This window comes from Streptomyces longisporoflavus (assembly GCF_014649775.1).
Taxonomy (GTDB): Bacteria; Actinomycetota; Actinomycetes; order Streptomycetales; family Streptomycetaceae; genus Streptomyces; species Streptomyces longisporoflavus.
In genome coordinates, this window is record NZ_BMTR01000007.1 from 188,172 (window position 1) to 206,440 (window position 18,269).

Sequence of the window (18,269 nt, forward strand, 5' to 3'; positions counted from 1 at the left end):
AAGCAGTGCGCGTCACAGCTCGTCCTCCTCTTGCTTGAGCACGATCCGCAGGTAGAAGGCGGTCAGGGCCAGCAGGATGACGATGGTGAGCAGCGCGATGGCCGCACCCATGCCGAAGTGCTGGTTGCCCATGCCCTCGATGTAGGCGTAGACGGGCAGGATCTCGGTGAGCCGGTCGGGGCCGCCCTCGTTGAGCGCCATGACCTGCGCGAACGCCTTGAAGACCCAGATGATCTCAAGGAACGTAGTCGCGTAGAGGAAGGGGCGCAGATAGGGCAGCGTGACGTTCGTGAAGCCCTTCCAGGCTCCGGCGCCGTCGAGCGACGCGGCCTCGTAGAGCTCCTTGGGGATCACCGTCGTCGCGGCGTACAGGTTGATCGCCACGAAGGGGACGGACATCCAGACGATCAGCACGATGACCACGAAGAACGTGGAGTACTGGCTGCCCATCCAGTCGTAGTCGGCCATCGAGTGCCAGCCGGCCTTGTCGAGGACCCAGTTGACGACGCCGAAGCGCTGGGCGAACAGCCACTGGTAGACGGTCGTGGCCGCGATGACCGGCATGGCCCAGGCGAGTACGAGACCGACCAGGAGGAACGTCCGCATCCGCTTGCCGAGCCGTGCGAGCAGCAGGCCTATCAGGGTGCCGATCACCATGATCAGTGCGACGTTGACCGCGGTGAACGCGATCGAGCGGCCGGTGACCCGCCAGAAGTCCGCCCCGCTGAGGACCTCCTTGTAATTGTCGATCCCGTTCCACTCCGTGAGGTGGAGGATGAACTGCCTCATGTTGAGGTTCTGGAACGACAGGATCCCGTTGTTGACCAGCGGCCAGCCGAGGAACAGCAGGGTGGCCGCGAGCGCGGGGAGCAGGAGCAGGTAGGGGGCGAGCGACCGGGCCCCCGTGCGGGGCTTACCCGGATCCGCCGGCCGTTTGTCCGATTTCAGATCCTCCGTCGGGCCGGAGGGCGGCCGTTCGGTCTGCACGGTCATGCTTCGCCATCTCTTTCGTGGGCATCGCGGAACGCAGCGCTGAGCCGGGGCACGGGGTCCGGGGTCGTCACCGACCCCGGACCCGGGAACCCCGGCAGGAGCGCGTCCTTACTGCTTCTGCGACAGGCGCTTGTTGAGCTCGCCCTCGACCTGCTCGGCGGCCTCGTCGTTGGACTTACCGTTGAGCACCGCGGTCATGTAGTTCTTGATCGGGTTCGGCGGGTTCTCCACCGCGGCCCACTCCGGGATCAGCGGGGTCGTGCCGCCGCCGGCGGTGGCGGGCGCCGCGGCCTCGGCGGCCGGGTTGCCCTTGAGGTTGGACTCCAGGGCCTGCTTGTTCGGGATGACGCCGCTTTCCTTGGCGAGCGCGCCCTCGTACTTGTCCGACAGCGCGATCTTCAGGAACTCCTTGGCGAGCTCCTGCTTCTTGCTGGTCGCGGCGACGGCGAGGTTCGAGCCGCCGAGGAAGACGCCCTCGGGCTTGTCGGCGGTGGCGCCGGGGATCGTGAAGTAGCCGATGTCCTTCTCGATCTTCGGGTTGGCCTTGATCGCGGTCGCGGCCTCCCAGCTCATGCCGATGAAGGCGCCGGTCTTGCCCTTGGCGAAGACCTCGGCCTGCTGCGGGGTGGCCTCGTCCTTGTTCTTGGGGGCCTTGGAGAGGTCCGCGAACTGCTTGTACGTCTTCATGGCCTTGGCGACCTTGGGGTCGCTCAGGTTGGAGACGTACTTGTCGCCGTCCTTCTTGACCAGCTCGGCGCCCTCACCGATGGTCAGGCCGACGAAGTGGTACCAGTTCTGGCCCGGCAGGTAGATCGGCTCGGCCTCGGTCTTGGAGCCGATCGTCTTGAGGTCCTTGAGGAACTCGGCGCGGGTCTTGGGGGTGTCCTTGATGCCGGCGTCGGCCCAGACCTTCTTGTTGTAGATCACGACGCGGTTCAGGACGAACCACGGGGCGGCGTACTGCTTGCCGTCCACGACCGAGGAAGTGTTGATCGACTCGGTCCAGTCGGCGCCGACCCCTTCCTTCAGGTCGCCGAGCTCCGCGAGTCCGCCGGTCTTGGCGTACGCGGCGGTCTGGGTGTTGCCGATCTCGAAGACGTCCGGCGGGTTCTCCTCGGAGAGCGCGGTGGTCAGCTTCTGCTGGATGCCGTTCCACTGCTGGACTTCGAGCTTCAGCTTGGCGCCGGTCTTCTTCTCGAAGGCGGCCTTGACGTCCTTGGTCCAGCCGTCGGGCGTGGAGCCGTCCATCGCCCAGAGCGTCAGGGTCTCCCCCTTGAAGCCGTCCGCCCCGGTCTTCGCGTCGTCCTTGTCGTCGCTGCCACAGGCCGCGATCGAGACCAACATGCCCGCGACACCGATGGCCGCTATGAGCTTGCGCTTCACGTCACCCTCCTCAAGGGATGCGCCAGTCAACCCCCCACCCGCAGCGACCAAATGGACCGAGATCTGCCCGTGGGACTGGAACCTGGTCTTTAATGGTGTAGACCAGTACGGGGAGCTTGGCCTAGACCTTTAGGGGTGTCAAGGGTGTATAAGAAGGGCTCTCAGGTCCGTTACCGGACCGACACCTGAGCGGGCACGGTAAGCCCGGCCCGGTACGTGCCACCATGTGAGCCGCGACAGACGGAGGAGCCGGTGACGGCAGCAGCACAGGAGCCGAACCAGCGTGCCGCGCGCAGCGCGTCGTTGAGGGGTGGCGGCCGGGAGACGGGTGGGAGCATGGACACCGAAGCAGGCAGTCCGGGAACCGACGCGGGCGCGTCCCCGGCCGTCGGCCGCACCGCGCGCGTGCCCAAGTACTACCGCCTGAAGCGGCACTTGCTCGACATGACGGAGACGCTGCCGCCCGGCACCCCGGTCCCCCCTGAGCGCACACTGGCCGCCGAGTTCGACACCTCGCGCACCACGGTCCGCCAGGCCCTCCAGGAACTGGTCGTCGAGGGCCGCCTGGAGCGGATCCAGGGCAAGGGCACCTTCGTGGCCAAGCCCAAGGTCTCCCAGGCGCTGCAACTCACCTCGTACACCGAGGACATGCGGGCCCAGGGCCTGGAACCCACCTCACAGCTCCTGGACATCGGCTACATCACCGCCGACGACACCCTCGCCGGGCTGCTCGACATAAGTGCCGGCGGCCGGGTGCTCAGGATCGAGCGGCTGCGCCTGGCCAACGGCGAGGCCATGGCCATCGAGACGACGCACCTCTCGGCGAAACGCTTCCCCGCCCTGCGCCGCTCCCTGGTCAAGTACACCTCGCTCTACACCGCGCTCGCCGAGGTCTACGACGTCCATCTCGCCGAGGCCGAGGAGACGATCGAGACCTCCCTCGCCACCCCCCGCGAGGCCGGTCTGCTCGGCACCGACGTGGGCCTGCCGATGCTGCTCCTGTCGCGGCACTCCCTGGACGGCGGCGGTCAGCCGGTGGAGTGGGTCCGCTCGGTCTACCGCGGCGACCGCTACAAGTTCGTGGCACGCCTCAAGCGCCCCACCGACTGACCCACTCCCCTCAAAGGACTCTTCCGGGGTCTGGCGCCGGGGAACCGTGCTGCTCTACGTTCCTCCCGTCATCGCATGATGAACGGGAAGGCGAGCCTGTGCGCACAGCGAATCCCCGATCCATCGTCATCTGGACCCTCGTCGCCCTCGTGGGCGCCGCGGGCTGGGCCGTGCTCGCGCTCGCGCGCGACGAAGAGGTGTCGGCGGCCTGGATGGTGGCCGCGGCCCTGGGCTCGTACGCCATCGCCTATCGCTTCTACTCCAAATTCATCGTCGACCGGGTCCTGAAGGTCGACAAGAACCGGGCCACCCCGGCCGAGCGCCTGAACAACGGCATCGACTTCCACCCGACCGACCGGCGCGTCCTGCTCGGCCACCACTTCGCGGCGATCGCGGGCGCCGGTCCGCTGGTGGGGCCCGTACTGGCCGCGCAGATGGGGTACCTGCCGGGCACGATCTGGATCATCGTCGGGGTGATCTTCGCGGGCGCCGTGCAGGACATGGTCGTCCTCTTCTTCTCCACGCGGCGCGACGGCAAGTCGCTCGGCCAGATGGCACGCGAGGAGATCGGCCCCTTCGGCGGGGCCGCCGCGCTGCTGGCCGCGTTCGCCATCATGATCATCCTGCTCGGGGTGCTCGCCCTCGTCATCGTCAACGCGCTCGCCGACTCGCCGTGGGGCACCTTCTCCATCGCGATGACCATCCCCATCGCGCTCTTCATGGGCTTCTACCTGCGGATCCTGCGGCCAGGGCGGGTCAGCGAGGTCTCCCTCATCGGGATCACGCTGCTGCTCCTCGCGCTCGTCGCCGGGCGCTGGGTCGCCGAGTCGTCCCTCGCCGAGACGTTCACGCTCGCGCCGTCGACGCTGGTCATCTGGCTGGTGGCGTACGGATTCATCGCATCGATCCTGCCGGTGTGGATGCTGCTCGCGCCGCGTGACTACCTCTCCACCTTCATGAAGATCGGCACGATCCTGCTGCTCGCGCTCGGCGTCGTCTTCACGCTGCCGACGCTCAAGATGGACCCGGTGACCGACTTCGCCTCGCGCGGCGACGGGCCCGTCTTCGCCGGGTCGCTCTTCCCCTTCGTCTTCATCACCATCGCCTGCGGGGCCCTGTCCGGCTTCCACGCGCTGATCTCGTCGGGCACGACGCCGAAGATGGTGCAGAAGGAGACGCAGGTCCGGATGATCGGCTACGGCTCCATGCTGATGGAGTCGTCCGTCGCGGTCATGGCGCTCGTGGCGGCGAGCGTCATCGACCCCGGGCTCTACTTCGCGATGAACGCGCCCGCCGGCGTCATCGGGGACAACGTCCAGGCCGCATCGCAGGCGGTCGCGAACTTCGGTTACTCCATCTCCCCCGAGGACCTCGCGCAGGCCGCCAAGAACGTCGAGGAGTCCTCGCTGCTCTCGCGCACCGGCGGCGCGCCCACCCTCGCGGTCGGCGTCTCCGAGATCTTCTCGAAGGTCACCGGCGACTCCATGAAGGCGTTCTGGTACCACTTCGCGATCATGTTTGAGGCGCTGTTCATCCTGACCGCGCTCGACGCGGGCACGCGCGTGGGCCGCTTCATGCTCCAGGACATGCTCGGGAACGTCTACAAGCCCTTCAAGAAGGTCAGCTGGAAGCCGGGGCTCATCATCACGAGCGCGGTCGTCACCGGCCTGTGGGGCTACTTCCTGTGGGTGGGCGTCCACGAGCCGCTCGGCGGGATCAACCAGCTCTTCCCGATCTTCGGCATCTCCAACCAGCTCCTGGCCGCGGTCGCGCTCGCCGTCTGCACCACGCTCCTGGTGAAGTCCGGGCGCCTGAAGTGGGCCTGGATCACCGGCGTTCCGCTCGCCTGGGACGCCACGGTGACGCTCACCGCGAGCTGGCAGAAGGTGTTCTCCAGCGATCCGCGCGTCGGCTTCTTCAAGCAGCGCTCGATCTACCGGGACGCGATCGACGACGGCAAGATCCTGCCGCCCGCCAAGTCCATGGACGACATGCACACCGTCGTCACCAACTCCACGGTGGACGGCGTCCTCTCGGCCGCGCTCGCCCTGCTCATCGTCGTCGTGATCGCGGACGCGGCCCGGATCTGCGTGAAGCACATCCGCAACCCCCAGTCGTCGAAGCTCAGCGAGGCCAAGTACGTGGAGTCGAAGCTGACGGCGCCCGCCGGGCTCATCGCCACCAAGGAGGAGAAGGCGGAACTGGCCGCGGCGGCCGCGAGGGACTCCGGAGACGAGCGGGTCCCGTCATGACGTGGGTGCTCCGCGGACTGCGCTGGGTGCGGTGGTACGCACGGGAGTTGACCGACGAGTCCGCGTACGACCGCTACGTCGCCCATACGCGGAAGACGCATCCCGGTACATCCATCCCTTCTCGGCGGGAGTTCGAGCGGATGCGGACGGACCGGCAGGAGGCGGATCCCCGGCAGGGGTTCCGCTGCTGCTGAGCAGGGACTTCGGGCTCGTCCGGTATCCGGACAGGGGTTCCATAGATCAATCCTCTCGCTTAGATTTCCCGCACGTTAAAGGTGGGATAAGCGAGGGAGCGGAGCCGCGAAGTGTCAGATGCGCCTGAAGTGAGCAGACCGGTGATCACGCCGGTCCGCGTGGTCATTGCCCTGTGTCTCGTCGCGCCGTTCGTGGCGATGCTCTGGGTGAGCTCCTACGCGAAGATCGACCCGACCTTCATAGGCATCCCGTTCTTCTACTGGTACCAGATGCTGTGGGTGCTCGTCTCCACCGGTCTCACCATGATCGCTTACAAGCTGTGGCAGCGTGACCAGCGCGCCCGCAAGGCCGAGCAGGGCCAGGGGGGTGCGACCCGATGAACGTGCTCGCAGCGGACACGGGCGGCGTCAACGGCATCGCCCTCGCCGTCTTCATCTTCTTCTTCGCCGCCGTCACTGCGATGGGCTTCCTGGCCGCGCGCTGGCGCAAGGCCGAGACCGAGAGCCTGGACGAATGGGGCCTCGGCGGCCGTTCGTTCGGCACCTGGGTCACGTGGTTCCTGCTCGGCGGCGACCTCTACACGGCGTACACCTTCGTGGCCGTCCCGGCGGCGATCTACGCGGCGGGCGCGGCCGGCTTCTTCGCCGTGCCGTACACGATCCTCGTCTACCCGCTGATCTTCACCTTCCTGCCGCGCCTGTGGTCCGTCTCGCACAAGCACGGGTACGTGACCACCTCCGACTTCGTGCGCGGACGCTTCGGCTCGAAGGGGCTCTCCCTGGCCGTCGCGGTCACCGGCATCCTCGCCACGATGCCGTACATCGCGCTCCAACTGGTCGGCATCCAGGCCGTGCTCGACGTCATGGGCGTCGGCGGCGGTCCCGACACGAACTGGTTCATCAAGGACCTGCCGCTCCTGATCGCGTTCGCGGTGCTCGCCGCGTACACGTACTCGTCGGGTCTGCGCGCCCCCGCGCTGATCGCGTTCGTGAAGGACGGTCTGATCTACCTCGTCATCGCCGTCGCGATCATCTACATCCCGATCAAGCTCGGCGGCTTCGACAGCATCTTCCAGGCGGCGAACGACAAGTTCTCGGCGGCCAACGAAGCGGCGGGCAAGCCCGTCGCGGGTCTCGCGCCGGGGCACACCGGGCAGTGGACCTACGCCACGCTCGCGCTCGGCTCGGCGCTCGCGCTGTTCATGTACCCGCACTCGATCACCGCGACGCTCTCCTCCAAGAGCCGCGACGTGATCCGCCGCAACACCACGATCCTGCCGCTCTACTCCCTGATGCTGGGTCTGCTCGCGTTGCTCGGCTTCATGGCGATCGCGGCCGGGGTCAAGGTCGAGAACGGCCAGCTGGCGATCCCGCAGCTGTTCGAGAACATGTTCCCCGACTGGTTCACCGGCGTCGCGTTCGCGGCGATCGGCATCGGCGCGCTCGTCCCGGCCGCCATCATGTCCATCGCCGCGGCGAACCTCTTCACCAGGAACATCTACAAGGACTTCCTCAAGCCGGACGCGACGCCCGAGCAGGAGACGAAGGTCTCCAAGCTGGTCTCGCTCCTGGTGAAGGTCGGCGCGCTCGCCTTCGTCCTCACCATGGACAAGACGGTCGCGATCAACTTCCAGCTCCTGGGCGGCATCTGGATCCTGCAGACGATGCCCGCGCTGGTCGGCGGCTTGTTCACCCGGTGGTTCCACCGCTGGGCACTGCTCGCGGGCTGGGCGGTCGGCATGGTCTACGGAACGGTCGCCGCGTACGGTGTCGCCTCGCCGACGCAGAAGCACTTCGGCGGCTCGTCCAAGGAGATCCCCGGCATCGGCGAGATCGGCTACATCGGCCTCACGGCGTTCGTCCTGAACGTGGTGGTCACCGTGGTCCTCACCTTCGTCCTGCGCGCCATGAAGGCCCCTGACGGCATCGACGAGACCTCCCCCGGCGACTACACGGCGGACGTCGGCGACCCCGGCGTCGTCGAGGAGCTGCCGCCGGCCACGGCGGGAGCGCCGGGCGGGCACTGAGTCTGTTCCTGTAAGTGCGTGACGCGGGCCGCCGGAGGAATCCGGCGGCCCGCTGTCGTGCGTGGGGCTCACCCGGCCCGGTGGAGCTCCGTGCGGACCCTGGCCGCGGCCCGGGCGGCGGACGTGAGCGTCAGGTCCTTGTCGGTCCCCGCGGACACCCTGACGAGCACTCCGCCGACCCGCACCTCGACGTCGTAGCGCGGAAGGCTGCCGTCGTACTCGTCGCCGCCCTCGGTCCGTGAGGTCTCCAGGAGTGCCTCGTCTCCGAGATCCGGCAACCTCTCGGCCACGTGGTGCTCCTCGACGGGGGCCGCGTCGGTGTCGACGGTGACGCGGGGGCACGCCTTGTTGAGCTGCCGGCGCAATTCGATGTGGCGCCCGGCTTGCTCGGCGGTCATGGAGAGCAGGGACTCGTGGACGTAGGGATGCTCGTCCTCGACCGCCCCGGGAAACGGGCGCACGGTGTGGCTCGCGCTGGGCCCCCGCAAGCGCAGCAGCTGCTCGTGCGCCTCCTTGCCGGGCTCACAGGTGCCCCAGTCACCGCCCCCCTGGTACGGATTGGAGGGGCCGGACGTCACGTCGTACGCCCTGGCCCTCGCCCCGATCGCCTTCGCGGGGAGCAGCGCCGCCTTCAGCTCGCCGTCCGTGAAGACCTTGCCGGGATCCGCCTCTCCGTCGACTCCGGCCGCCGTGGTCGGGGGCCGCGCGGGCTTCGTCTCCGCCTTCGCGCCGCCGTCCCCGCACCCCGTGAGCAGCACCAGCGACAACGCGGCACAGCCCGCGACTCGCCCTCGCACGCCGTCTCCCCCTGGTCGCCCATCAGTTCGGCGCCACCCTAGGGGATACACGCGCCGACACAAGATGTGGGGCCGACTCCCAGAGCCAGCACAAGATGTATGCTCGTGCTCGCTGTCGCCGCAGGGGAATCCGGTGCAAGTCCGGAACTGTCCCGCAACGGTGTATGAGTGCGCATTTGTCGTGCTCGTGAGTCCGAGGACCTGCCGACAGCGCGCCCGTTCCGACCGGTACGGGCGCCGACGACGTCCGGGCCTCGTGGAATGGGCTGGTGGACGCGGAGCGCAGCCCTGCCCGGGGCGGGCCCCCGTGTGTCACTCACCCCTCCCCAAGGCCCTGAGCCGAGCGAGGGAGTGCTCCACGTGACCATCGCGCCAGCCGAACCTGCGTCAGCGCAGACCACCGACGGCCGGCAGGCCACCGACGGTCAGCAGACCGGCGACGGCCAGCAGACCGGCGACGGCCCGGGGACCGCGCTGCTGCGCACCCTGACCGAACTCACCGCCGATCTCCCCGACGCCGACCCCGGCCGGGTCGCCGCCGCCGCGCTGCGGGGCCGCTCGGCCAGGGCCGACGTGACGGAGCTGCGGGAGCTGGCGACGGAGGCTGCCGCCGGGCTCATCTCCGAGGACCCGACGTACTCGCAGCTGGCGGCCAGGCTCCTCACCCTCTCGATCCGGGACGAGGCCGCGTCGCAGGGCGTACGCGGCTTCTCCGACTCGGTGGCCGTCGGGCACCGCGAGGGGCTGATCGCGGACCGTACCGCCGCGTTCGTCGCCGATCACGCCGAGCGCCTCGACAGTCTCGTGGACGCCGCCATCGAGGACGGCGCCGACTTCCGCTTCGGCTACTTCGGACTGCGTACCCTGCACAGCCGTTACCTGCTGCGCCACCCGATCACCCGGCACGTCATCGAGACCCCGCAGCACTTCATGCTGCGCGTCGCGAGCGGTCTGGCCGAGGACGACAGCACGCGTTCGGTGGACGAGGTCGCCTCCCTGTACCGCCTGATGAGCCGCCTGGACTACCTGCCGTCCTCGCCGACACTCTTCAACTCCGGCACCCGCCACCCGCAGATGTCCTCCTGCTACCTCCTCGACTCCCCGCTGGACGAGCTGGACTCCATCTACGACCGCTACCACCAGGTCGCGCGCCTCTCCAAGCACGCGGGCGGCATCGGCCTCTCGTACTCCCGCATCCGTGCCCGCGGTTCGCTGATCCGCGGCACGAACGGGCACTCCAACGGCATCGTTCCGTTCCTGAAGACGCTGGACGCCTCCGTCGCCGCCGTCAACCAGGGCGGGCGGCGCAAGGGCGCGGCCGCGGTCTACCTGGAGACCTGGCACTCCGACATCGAGGAATTCCTTGAGCTGCGCGACAACACCGGCGAGGACCAGCGCCGCACGCACAACCTCAACCTCGCGCACTGGATTCCGGACGAGTTCATGCGCCGGGTCGCCGCCGACCAGGACTGGTCGCTGTTCTCGCCGGCCGACGTGCCCGAGTTCGTGGACCTGTGGGGCGAGGAGTTCGACGCCGCCTACCGCAAGGCCGAGGCCGCCGGGCTCGCCCGCAAGACCATCCCGGCCCGCGACCTGTACGGCCGCATGATGCGCACCCTCGCGCAGACCGGCAACGGCTGGATGACGTTCAAGGACGCCGCCAACCGCACCGCCAACCAGACGGCGGAGCCCGGCCACACCGTCCACTCCTCCAACCTCTGCACGGAGATCCTGGAGGTCACGGACGACGGCGAGACGGCCGTCTGCAACCTGGGTTCGGTGAACCTCGGCGCGTTCGTGGACACGGCCGCCGGTGACATCGACTGGGAGCGGCTCGACGAGACCGTCCGCACCGCCGTCACCTTCCTCGACCGCGTGGTCGACATCAACTTCTACCCGACCGAGCAGGCCGGTAAGTCGAACGCCCGGTGGCGGCCGGTCGGCCTGGGCGCGATGGGTCTCCAGGACGTCTTCTTCCGGCTGAAGCTGCCCTTCGACTCCCCCGCCGCCCGTGCGCTCTCGACGCGCATCGCCGAGCGCATCATGCTCGCCGCGTACGAGGCCTCCGCCGACCTCGCCGAGCGCAGTGGCCCCCTGCCCGCCTGGGAGAAGACCCGCACCGCGCGCGGCGTCCTGCACCCCGACCACTACGGCGTCGAGCTGACCTGGCCGGAGCGCTGGGCCGCTCTGCGGGAACGCATCGCCGTGACCGGCATGCGCAACTCGCTGCTCCTCGCCATCGCGCCGACCGCCACGATCGCGTCCATCGCGGGCGTCTACGAGTGCATCGAGCCGCAGGTCTCCAACCTCTTCAAGCGCGAGACGCTGAGCGGTGAGTTCCTCCAGGTCAACGCCTACCTGGTGGAGGAGCTCAAACGCCTCGGCGTGTGGGACGCGCAGACCCGCGAGGCGCTGCGCGAGGCCAACGGCTCCGTGCAGGGCTTCGGCTGGATTCCCGCCGAGGTGCGCGAGCTGTACCGCACCGCGTGGGAGATCCCGCAGCGCGGTCTGATCGACATGGCCGCCGCGCGTACGCCGTTCCTGGACCAGGCACAGTCCCTGAACCTGTTCCTGGAGACGCCGACCATCGGCAAGCTCTCCTCGATGTACGCCTACGCCTGGCAGCAGGGCCTGAAGACCACGTACTACCTGCGTTCGCGCCCGGCGACCCGCATCGCCCGCGCGGCGGCCGGCAAGACCGCCGAAGCCGAACCCGCTCCCGCCGCCCCCGTACCCGCGCAGGCCACGGCCGAAGAAGCCGTCGCCTGCTCCCTGGAAAACCCCGAGTCCTGCGAGGCCTGCCAGTAATGAGCTCCACGACCAACAGCGAGAAGAACCTGCTCGACCCGGGCTTCGAGCTGACCCTGCGTCCCATGCGCTACCCCGACTTCTACGAGCGCTACCGGGACGCGATCAAGAACACCTGGACCGTGGAGGAGGTCGACCTCCACTCGGACGTCGCCGACCTCGCCAAGCTGTCGCCCGGCGAGCAGCACATGATCGGCCGCCTCGTCGCGTTCTTCGCGACCGGCGACTCGATCGTCTCCAACAACCTGGTGCTCACGCTCTACAAGCACATCAACTCCCCCGAGGCCCGGCTCTACCTGAGCCGCCAGCTCTTCGAGGAGGCCGTGCACGTCCAGTTCTATCTGACGCTGCTCGACACCTATCTGCCCGACCCGGAGGACCGCGCGGCGGCATTCGACGCGGTCGAGGAGATCCCCTCCATCCGCGAGAAGGCCGAGTTCTGCTTCAAGTGGATGGACTCGGTCGAGAAGCTGGAGCGCCTGGAGACGCAGGCGGACCGGCGCCGCTTCCTGCTGAACCTGATCTGCTTCGCCGCGTGCATCGAGGGCCTCTTCTTCTACGGTGCCTTCGCCTACGTCTACTGGTTCCGCTCGCGCGGTCTGCTGCACGGACTCGCGACCGGCACGAACTGGGTGTTCCGTGACGAGACGATGCACATGAGCTTCGCCTTCGACGTCGTCGACACCGTCCGCAAGGAGGAGCCGGAGCTCTTCGACGACGCGCTCCAGACGCAGGTCACGGACATGCTCAAGGAGGCCGTCGAGGCCGAGCTGCAGTTCGCGCGCGACCTCTGCGGTGAGGGCCTGCCCGGCATGAACACCGACTCCATGCGCGAGTACCTTCAGTGCGTCGCCGACCAGCGGCTCCAGCGGCTCGGGTTCGCGCCGGTCTACGGCTCGTCAAACCCGTTCTCGTTCATGGAACTCCAGGGTGTCCAGGAGCTGACCAACTTCTTCGAGCGGCGTCCTTCGGCCTACCAGGTCGCGGTCGAGGGTTCGGTCTCCTTCGACGACGAGTTCTAGCCTCTCGGGGCTGCGGGCGGCGGCGGTCGCCGCCTCCCGCAGCTCGCGGTCGATCCGGCGGTCGTGGACGTACCCGACGAGCGAGGGTGCGGCCAGCAGGAGGAGGACGGTCAGGACGGTCGCGTAATCGAGGATTGCGTTCATGTCCCTTACTGTCCTGCGCACCGGACCGACGCGGCAGTGGCAGGACTGCCACACACCATCGACTTACTGCCAGCCCTGCGGCACACTGGCGAGCATGCTGAGAAACGTGGCCGTCGTGCTGCTCGACGGCGTGAATCCCTTCGAACTCGGCGTCGTCTGCGAGGTGTTCGGCCTCGACCGGAGCGAGGCGGGACTGCCCGTGTACGACTTCGCGGTGGTCGCCGGGGAGAGCGGAGCCCTGAGCAATCACGCGGGGTTCACGATCACCACGCGGTATGGCCTCGACCGGCTCGAAGAAGCCGATCTCATCGCTGTTCCCGCAGGTCAGTCGTTCGCACAGCGCGACTTTCCGCAGGAGCTGCTTGCCGCCCTGCGCCGCGCGGTGGACCGCGGGGCCCGCGTCCTGTCCGTCTGCTCCGGCGTCTTCGTGCTCGGCGCCGCGGGGCTGCTCGACGGCCGCCGCTGTGCCGTCCACTGGCGGCACTCCACGGAGCTCGCGGTGCGGTATCCGCGCGCCAGAGTCGAGCCCGACGTCCTGTACGTGGACGAGGGCCCGGTCATCACGTCGGCGGGCACCGCCGCCGGGATCGACGCCTGCCTGCACATCGTGCGCCAGGAGCACGGCATCGAGGTCGGCAACGCCATCGCACGGCGCATGGTCGTTCCGCCCCACCGTGACGGCGGACAGGCCCAGTTCGTGGCGCGGCCCCTGCCGCGCACGCAGTGCGACACCGTGGGCGGGGTCCTCGCCTGGATGGAGCGCCATCTGGACGCGGAGGACATCACGGTCGAGCGGCTCGCCGAGCGCGCGCACATGTCGCCGCGCACCTTCGCCCGCCGCTTCCAGCAGGAGACGGGCACCACGCCCTACCGCTGGCTTCTGCGACAGCGGGTGCTGCTGGCCCAGGAGTTGCTGGAGGGTTCGGACGAGACGGTGGACGCCATCGCCGGGCGCGCCGGTTTCGGCAACGCCGCGGCGATGCGCCACCAGTTCCTGCGGGCGCTCGGCACCACACCGAACGCCTATCGCCGCACCTTCCGCGGTCCAGCGGCCGTCAGCGCCGCTCGGCCCGCAGAACGAGCTTCTTCGGCTGCAGGGTGATGCCGATCTTCGTGTCCGCGTCGGTCTCCGCGACCGGTGCCAGGTGCCACTTCGGGGCCACCGTCGCCAGGATGATGGCGAGTTCGGCCAGGCTGAAATGGTCTCCCGGGCACTTGCGGTTACCGGTACCGAACGGCATCATCGCGAACTCCGGCACGTCTTGCGCACGTTCCGGATTCCAGCGGTCCGGGTCGAACCGAAGATGTTGCTCGAAGGAACGCGGATCGCGCTGCATCGCGTACACGCTGTACACGATGTCGGCGTCGGCCGGAATGCGATAGCCGCCGAGGGTGGTTTCGCCGACCGACCGGCGAGTGAATATCCAGGCGGCCGGCTGTATGCGCATGGCCTCGGTGACGACATTTCGCGTGTGCGGCAGGTCCTTCAGGTCGCCGAATGTGATCTCCCGGTCCGGCGCGACGGAATTTACCTCTTCAACCAATCGCCTTTCCTGCTCGGGGTGCTCGGCCAGCAGATGGAACGTCCACGCCAGGGTCGACGCGATATTCTCGGCGCCCGCCACGATGAGGGAGACCACATGGTCGTGGACTTCTTGATCGCTGAGCGGCTGCCCCGATTCATCGCGCGCCCGAAGCATTTCGGCCAATAGGTCGTCCCGGTCCGAACCCTCCGCCCGGCCGGCCGCGATGATCTCGTCGACCACGGCGTGCAGATCGGCGAGCGCGCTCTGGAAGCGCCGGTTGCCCTGGGTCGGCACGCGGTACAGCGGCCCGACCGAGAGGACCATCCGCCGGTAGAGGCCCTCGAAGACGGTGTGCAGCGCCTCGGCGATGCGGTCCGCCTTCTCGCCGATCGCCTCGACCTCCAGGAGCGAGCGCGAGATGACGCGCACGGCCGTGCGGAACATCTCGGAGCCGATGTCCACCGTCTCGCCCGGACCCCAGCGTGCGGCCGTGGCGCGGGCTTCCTCCTCCATCACCTTGGCGTAGTCCGCGATCCGCTCGCGCTTGAACGCGGGCTGCATCATGCGCCGCTGCCGCCGGTGCACCTTGCCGTTGCTGGTCGCTACGCCCTTGCCGAGGAGGACCTCCAGGGTGTCCCAGAGCGGCCCTCCGACGATGTAGTCGGGGCTCCGCAGCAGTTGCCCGACCAACTCGGGGTCGCAGACCGCGTACGCCGTCTTGGGCCCCAGCCTGATGCGTACGAGATCACCGTGGTCCCGCAGTGCGGCGAAGAAGCCGAGTGGGTCGCGCACGAGATTCCAGGCATGGCCGATGAGCGGGGCGCCGCCGCTGACGAGCGGGGGAGTTGTCGCGGGTATGACGGATTCGACGCTCATTCCTCACCTACCAATTCAATTTCGGCCACGTCACTGATTCCTGTTTCGCTGATCCCCACGTCACTCACGTACGGAGGAATCGATCGGTCGTCCCAGCTGTCCACCCGATAGCGGCCGGATTCATGATGGAACCAGTACACGGAAGAGAACCAGTTCCGCATGTTGAAGACGCAGGATTTCACCGCGTCCGAGAGTTTCTTTCCCTGCACACTTCCGTCCGCCAGCTGACCAGCGAGCCGCAGTACGTCCTTTTCCGCCGCGAGGAAATCCGATATGCATCGGGTAACCCGGCGGTGCACTTCCGCAACGGCTTCTTCGAGCGAAAGCCCCTCGTGCTGGATCAGACTGATCCCGAGATTGTGCAGCTCATCTCCCGCGAGTTCTTTGGGGAGTGAGCACAGGTCGTTGTACCAGGCGGAGAAGTCCTGCGTGGCGAGCGCGGCCCGCCGGTACGCCGGATGCTTCCGCACCTCCCTCGGCAGCTCGTACCGCGCCGTGGGTTCGAGCAGGTCGATCCACGCCCAGTGCGCGAACGTCAGCCTGCGCAGCTCGATGTAGGCCTCGACCGTCGGGACCGTGCCGGTCCTACGATTCCTGAACTCCTGGTCGTACGCCTCGATCACGCTGTGGAAGTGCCGGGCGAACCGGGCGTTCCAGCTGGGACCGAGCTGCGAGTACAACCTGAGGACACAGTCGGCGAACCCCGCGACCAGCGGGTCACGGTGGTGCAGTTGCTGCCGGGGCGCCCGGAGCGTCTCGTGCAGGCCCCGGCACAGGCGCCGCCACTGCACCGCCCTGCCGTGCACCGAGTCGCGGTCGTGCCGGTCGTCCCACGCGAAGAACCAACTGCTGAGGTCGGCTATCGCGCTGAGCAACTCATCCGGCGCGCCAATGTAGTAGCCGGCCACCAGGTCCGTGTAGCACAGGCTGTCGGCGTAGCGCTCCACCTTGTCCGGGGGCATGAGTCGCATTTCGCGCAGCCATGTCCTGGACTTTTCCTGAAGCTTCGGCCAATACGGATGTAGCCGTCGTGGAAAATCTGCCTCGATCACCGGGAGTGCCAACGCCGGCGGCACGGAGACCGCCGGTGTCTGTGGCTGTGTCGGTGAAGTGCCAAATGAATATGCAGGCACGAACGAGCCCCTCTCAGCCGCCTGGCGACGCACGCCCCTCCCGCCGTACCGGGCGCGCGCCGTTGCGTTTCCCCGCGCTTTCCATTCAGCACCACAACTGACCGTTCAGGGAACAGATTTGCGCCATTCACTACCCCCCAACGCCGAAAAAGTCCCCCTGTGTGACTGATTATGGATCATCACAAGCCTGTTTTGCTCGCACAACTGACCGGTCAATGCGAACGGCCCCCGGACGGCAGGGAGTTGCCGTCAGGGGGCCGCAGGTGGCTCGCGGTGCGCGCGTGTCTGGGGTGGTCTCAGTCGTTCGAGACGACCGGGTAGCGCGGGGTGCCCTCTTCCATCTGCCGCAGCGCGTCCTTGCGGTCGCGCTTGGAGAGGCGGTCGATGTAGAGGTAGCCGTACAGGTGGTCGGTCTCGTGCTGGAGGCAGCGCGAGAAGTAGCCGGTGCCCCGCACCTTGACGGGGTTGCCCCTCTCGTCCTGCCCGGTCACCTCGGCGTAGTCCGGGCGGGCCAGCTCGGCGTAGGCCGTGGGCACGGAGAGGCAGCCCTCGTTCGAGTCGTCCAGGCGGCGCCGCTCCGCGGGCAGGTCGCGCACCACGGGGTTGCAGACCACGCCGACGTGCCGCTTGCCCTCGTCGTCCATGCAGTCGTAGACGAAGACCTTCAGGTCGACGCCGATCTGGTTGGCGGCCAGGCCCACGCCCTCGGCGGTCCGCTGGCTGGCGAACATGTCGGCGACGAGCTGCTCGAGCTCGGCGTCGAAGGCGGTGACGTCCTTGCACTCCTTGTGCAGCACGGGGTTGCCGACGACCGTGATGGGCCGGGACGTGCCGCGCTCGCGCCAGGCCGTCTCCCGCTCCTCGCAGTCCTCCGTGTCGATGACGAAGCCCTCGTCGTCCACGGGGAGGACCCCGCCCGAGGCCTGCTGCTCAGTGTCCTGCGCCATTGTCCGACGTACGCCTTCCTGGGAAACCACGAGAGATGTGCCGGTACAGCCTACGGCCAGGAGTCAGCAGACCTCTTCCAGATCCCGCCAGTCACGGGAGTCCGGGCTGTCCGCGACCCAGCCGTCGAGCAGCCCGCGCACCAGTGCGGCGGGCGCCGCGATGCCGCACTCGCGCTCGGGCACCCACAGGGCGCCGGGACTGCGGTGGCCGAGCGGCCCGGGGTGACCCGGCTCGCTGTGGTCGTGCGGGTCCAGGTGCTCGCCGTCGCCCTCGTCGCTCGGCATGCGACTCTCGGAGCACATCCGGCAGAGCAGCCGCACGGACGAGGACCAGTCCTCCGCCGCGAAGCCCGCGTCCGCCGCGAGTCTCTCCAGGGCGTTGCGGTCGTCCTCGGTGGCGGCCTCCAGGAGGACCACCCAGGTGGGGACCGGTGAGGGCGCCCACAGCTCGATCTCGTCGAAGACGGGATACGAGTCCCCGGCCCCCGTCGTCCGCTCGCCGTGCGGGACGCCGTCGTGCAGCACGACCTCGCCCCAGCGGCGCCCGGAGGAGGGCAGCGGGATGGAGAGCACCTCGACGCGGGCGGGGTCCAGCCTGCGCCCCCACACCACCTCGGCCTCCCCCTCGGGCGAAAGGCGCACGGCGGCGCTGCCCAGGTCCATGCCCGTGGGCTCCCCCGATGCGGCGACGCCGCCGGGAACCCGCAGGCCATAGGCCTGCCAGGCGCGCCGGGCGAGCGGCCAGTCCTGAAGGGCGGTGGCGGCGATGCCCACGTTCCACCAGTCGGGGGCGCCGGCCGACCGGTCGAGCAGCGCGACGGCCCGAAGGCCCGCGGCACGCGCCTGCTCCCAGTCGTGCCGGAACTTGTGGAGCAGCGCGAGATTGAACCAGGACTCCGAGAGCCACGGCTCGAGATCCGCCGCGCGGGTAAGCAGCGCGCCCGCGTCCTCGTACCGCCCGTCGCCGATCAGCGTGAAGGCGCGGTCGGTGGCCTGCCGCCATGAGGCGGAGGGCCGGTGCCGTCCCTTGCCGAAGATCCTCACGATTCCCGCCTGC

General features: G+C 68.5%; 15 protein-coding genes and 1 riboswitch. Of the genes, 8 read left to right on the forward strand and 7 right to left on the reverse strand.

Annotated features, from left to right (window positions below):
* Positions 1-12 precede the first annotated feature (12 nt).
* Both IE226_RS16640 and IE226_RS16645 read right to left on the reverse strand, forming a co-directional pair.
* Positions 13-993, reverse strand: a complete 981-nt coding sequence (locus tag IE226_RS16640; protein WP_190082008.1) for a carbohydrate ABC transporter permease — start codon at positions 991-993, stop codon at positions 13-15.
* Positions 994-1,101: 108 nt separating this feature from the next.
* Entirely contained in the window at positions 1,102-2,376 is a 1,275-nt protein-coding gene (locus tag IE226_RS16645) for an extracellular solute-binding protein (protein WP_190082009.1), read from the reverse strand.
* A gap of 336 nt (positions 2,377-2,712) precedes the next feature.
* Between IE226_RS16645 and IE226_RS16650 the strand changes: the two genes are divergently transcribed.
* The 5 genes from IE226_RS16650 (at position 2,713) to mctP (ending at position 7,959) form a co-directional block, all read left to right on the forward strand.
* Positions 2,713-3,486 (forward strand): GntR family transcriptional regulator, encoded by a 774-nt coding sequence (locus IE226_RS16650; protein ID WP_190082010.1) that lies wholly within the window; start codon positions 2,713-2,715, stop codon positions 3,484-3,486.
* A gap of 98 nt (positions 3,487-3,584) precedes the next feature.
* Entirely contained in the window at positions 3,585-5,738 is a 2,154-nt protein-coding gene (locus IE226_RS16655) for a carbon starvation CstA family protein (RefSeq protein ID WP_190082011.1), read from the forward strand.
* Complete coding sequence (locus IE226_RS16660; RefSeq protein WP_190082012.1) at positions 5,735-5,932, forward strand: YbdD/YjiX family protein; 198 nt, start codon at positions 5,735-5,737, stop codon at positions 5,930-5,932. The genes IE226_RS16655 and IE226_RS16660 overlap by 4 nt, the downstream gene beginning before the upstream one ends.
* Positions 5,933-6,043: 111 nt before the next feature.
* Positions 6,044-6,313, forward strand: coding sequence for a DUF3311 domain-containing protein (locus IE226_RS16665; protein ID WP_190082013.1), 270 nt, complete (start codon positions 6,044-6,046; stop codon positions 6,311-6,313).
* Complete coding sequence (mctP, locus tag IE226_RS16670) at positions 6,310-7,959, forward strand: monocarboxylate uptake permease MctP (protein WP_190082014.1); 1,650 nt, start codon at positions 6,310-6,312, stop codon at positions 7,957-7,959. Before IE226_RS16665 ends, mctP begins: the two co-directional genes overlap by 4 nt.
* Positions 7,960-8,027: 68 nt before the next feature.
* Here mctP and IE226_RS16675 read toward each other — a convergent pair whose 3' ends face one another.
* Positions 8,028-8,756, reverse strand: a complete 729-nt coding sequence (locus IE226_RS16675) for a hypothetical protein (RefSeq protein ID WP_190082015.1) — start codon at positions 8,754-8,756, stop codon at positions 8,028-8,030.
* A gap of 99 nt (positions 8,757-8,855) precedes the next feature.
* A riboswitch (cobalamin riboswitch) is annotated at positions 8,856-8,979 on the forward strand.
* 137 nt (positions 8,980-9,116) lie between these two features.
* Between IE226_RS16675 and IE226_RS16680 the strand changes: the two genes are divergently transcribed.
* The 3 genes from IE226_RS16680 to IE226_RS16690 all read left to right on the forward strand — a co-directional run bounded on the left by IE226_RS16680 (position 9,117) and on the right by IE226_RS16690 (position 13,832).
* A complete protein-coding gene (locus IE226_RS16680) occupies positions 9,117-11,564 on the forward strand; it encodes a ribonucleoside-diphosphate reductase subunit alpha (protein ID WP_190082016.1) in 2,448 nt (815 codons plus the stop codon).
* Positions 11,564-12,586, forward strand: a complete 1,023-nt coding sequence (locus IE226_RS16685; RefSeq protein WP_190082017.1) for a ribonucleotide-diphosphate reductase subunit beta — start codon at positions 11,564-11,566, stop codon at positions 12,584-12,586. Before IE226_RS16680 ends, IE226_RS16685 begins: the two co-directional genes overlap by 1 nt.
* A gap of 238 nt (positions 12,587-12,824) precedes the next feature.
* Positions 12,825-13,832 carry a helix-turn-helix domain-containing protein gene (locus tag IE226_RS16690; RefSeq protein WP_190082018.1) on the forward strand — a complete coding sequence of 336 codons (1,008 nt, stop codon included), beginning with the start codon at positions 12,825-12,827 and terminating at the stop codon, positions 13,830-13,832.
* Here IE226_RS16690 and IE226_RS16695 read toward each other — a convergent pair.
* The 4 genes from IE226_RS16695 to IE226_RS16710 form a co-directional block, all read right to left on the reverse strand.
* The gene (locus IE226_RS16695) at positions 13,786-15,132 is read right to left on the reverse strand and encodes a bifunctional albaflavenone monooxygenase/terpene synthase (protein WP_190082019.1); all 1,347 of its coding nucleotides are present in this window, start codon (positions 15,130-15,132) and stop codon (positions 13,786-13,788) included. The two genes, IE226_RS16690 and IE226_RS16695, sit on opposite strands and share 47 nt — an antisense overlap.
* Complete coding sequence (gene cyc1, locus IE226_RS16700) at positions 15,129-16,265, reverse strand: epi-isozizaene synthase (RefSeq protein WP_229871080.1); 1,137 nt, start codon at positions 16,263-16,265, stop codon at positions 15,129-15,131. Before cyc1 ends, IE226_RS16695 begins: the two co-directional genes overlap by 4 nt.
* 296 nt (positions 16,266-16,561) lie before the next feature.
* Positions 16,562-17,212 (reverse strand): peptide deformylase, encoded by a 651-nt coding sequence (def, locus tag IE226_RS16705; RefSeq protein ID WP_190082021.1) that lies wholly within the window; start codon positions 17,210-17,212, stop codon positions 16,562-16,564.
* Positions 17,213-17,275: 63 nt separating this feature from the next.
* Entirely contained in the window at positions 17,276-18,256 is a 981-nt protein-coding gene (locus tag IE226_RS16710) for a tetratricopeptide repeat protein (RefSeq protein WP_190082022.1), read from the reverse strand.
* Between the last annotated feature and the right edge of the window lie 13 nt (positions 18,257-18,269).

Excerpts from the sequence above, each read along its gene's own strand:
- IE226_RS16640 (WP_190082008.1), bottom strand. The coding sequence starts at position 993 with ATGACCGTGCAGACCGAACGGCCGCCCTCCGGCCCGACGGAGGATCTG.
- IE226_RS16650 (WP_190082010.1), top strand. The coding sequence starts at position 2,713 with ATGGACACCGAAGCAGGCAGTCCGGGAACCGACGCGGGCGCGTCCCCG.
- IE226_RS16660 (WP_190082012.1), top strand. The coding sequence starts at position 5,735 with ATGACGTGGGTGCTCCGCGGACTGCGCTGGGTGCGGTGGTACGCACGG.
- mctP (WP_190082014.1), top strand. The coding sequence starts at position 6,310 with ATGAACGTGCTCGCAGCGGACACGGGCGGCGTCAACGGCATCGCCCTC.
- IE226_RS16685 (WP_190082017.1), top strand. The coding sequence starts at position 11,564 with ATGAGCTCCACGACCAACAGCGAGAAGAACCTGCTCGACCCGGGCTTC.
- IE226_RS16690 (WP_190082018.1), top strand. The coding sequence starts at position 12,825 with ATGCTGAGAAACGTGGCCGTCGTGCTGCTCGACGGCGTGAATCCCTTC.
- IE226_RS16695 (WP_190082019.1), bottom strand. The coding sequence starts at position 15,132 with ATGAGCGTCGAATCCGTCATACCCGCGACAACTCCCCCGCTCGTCAGC.
- def (WP_190082021.1), bottom strand. The coding sequence starts at position 17,212 with ATGGCGCAGGACACTGAGCAGCAGGCCTCGGGCGGGGTCCTCCCCGTG.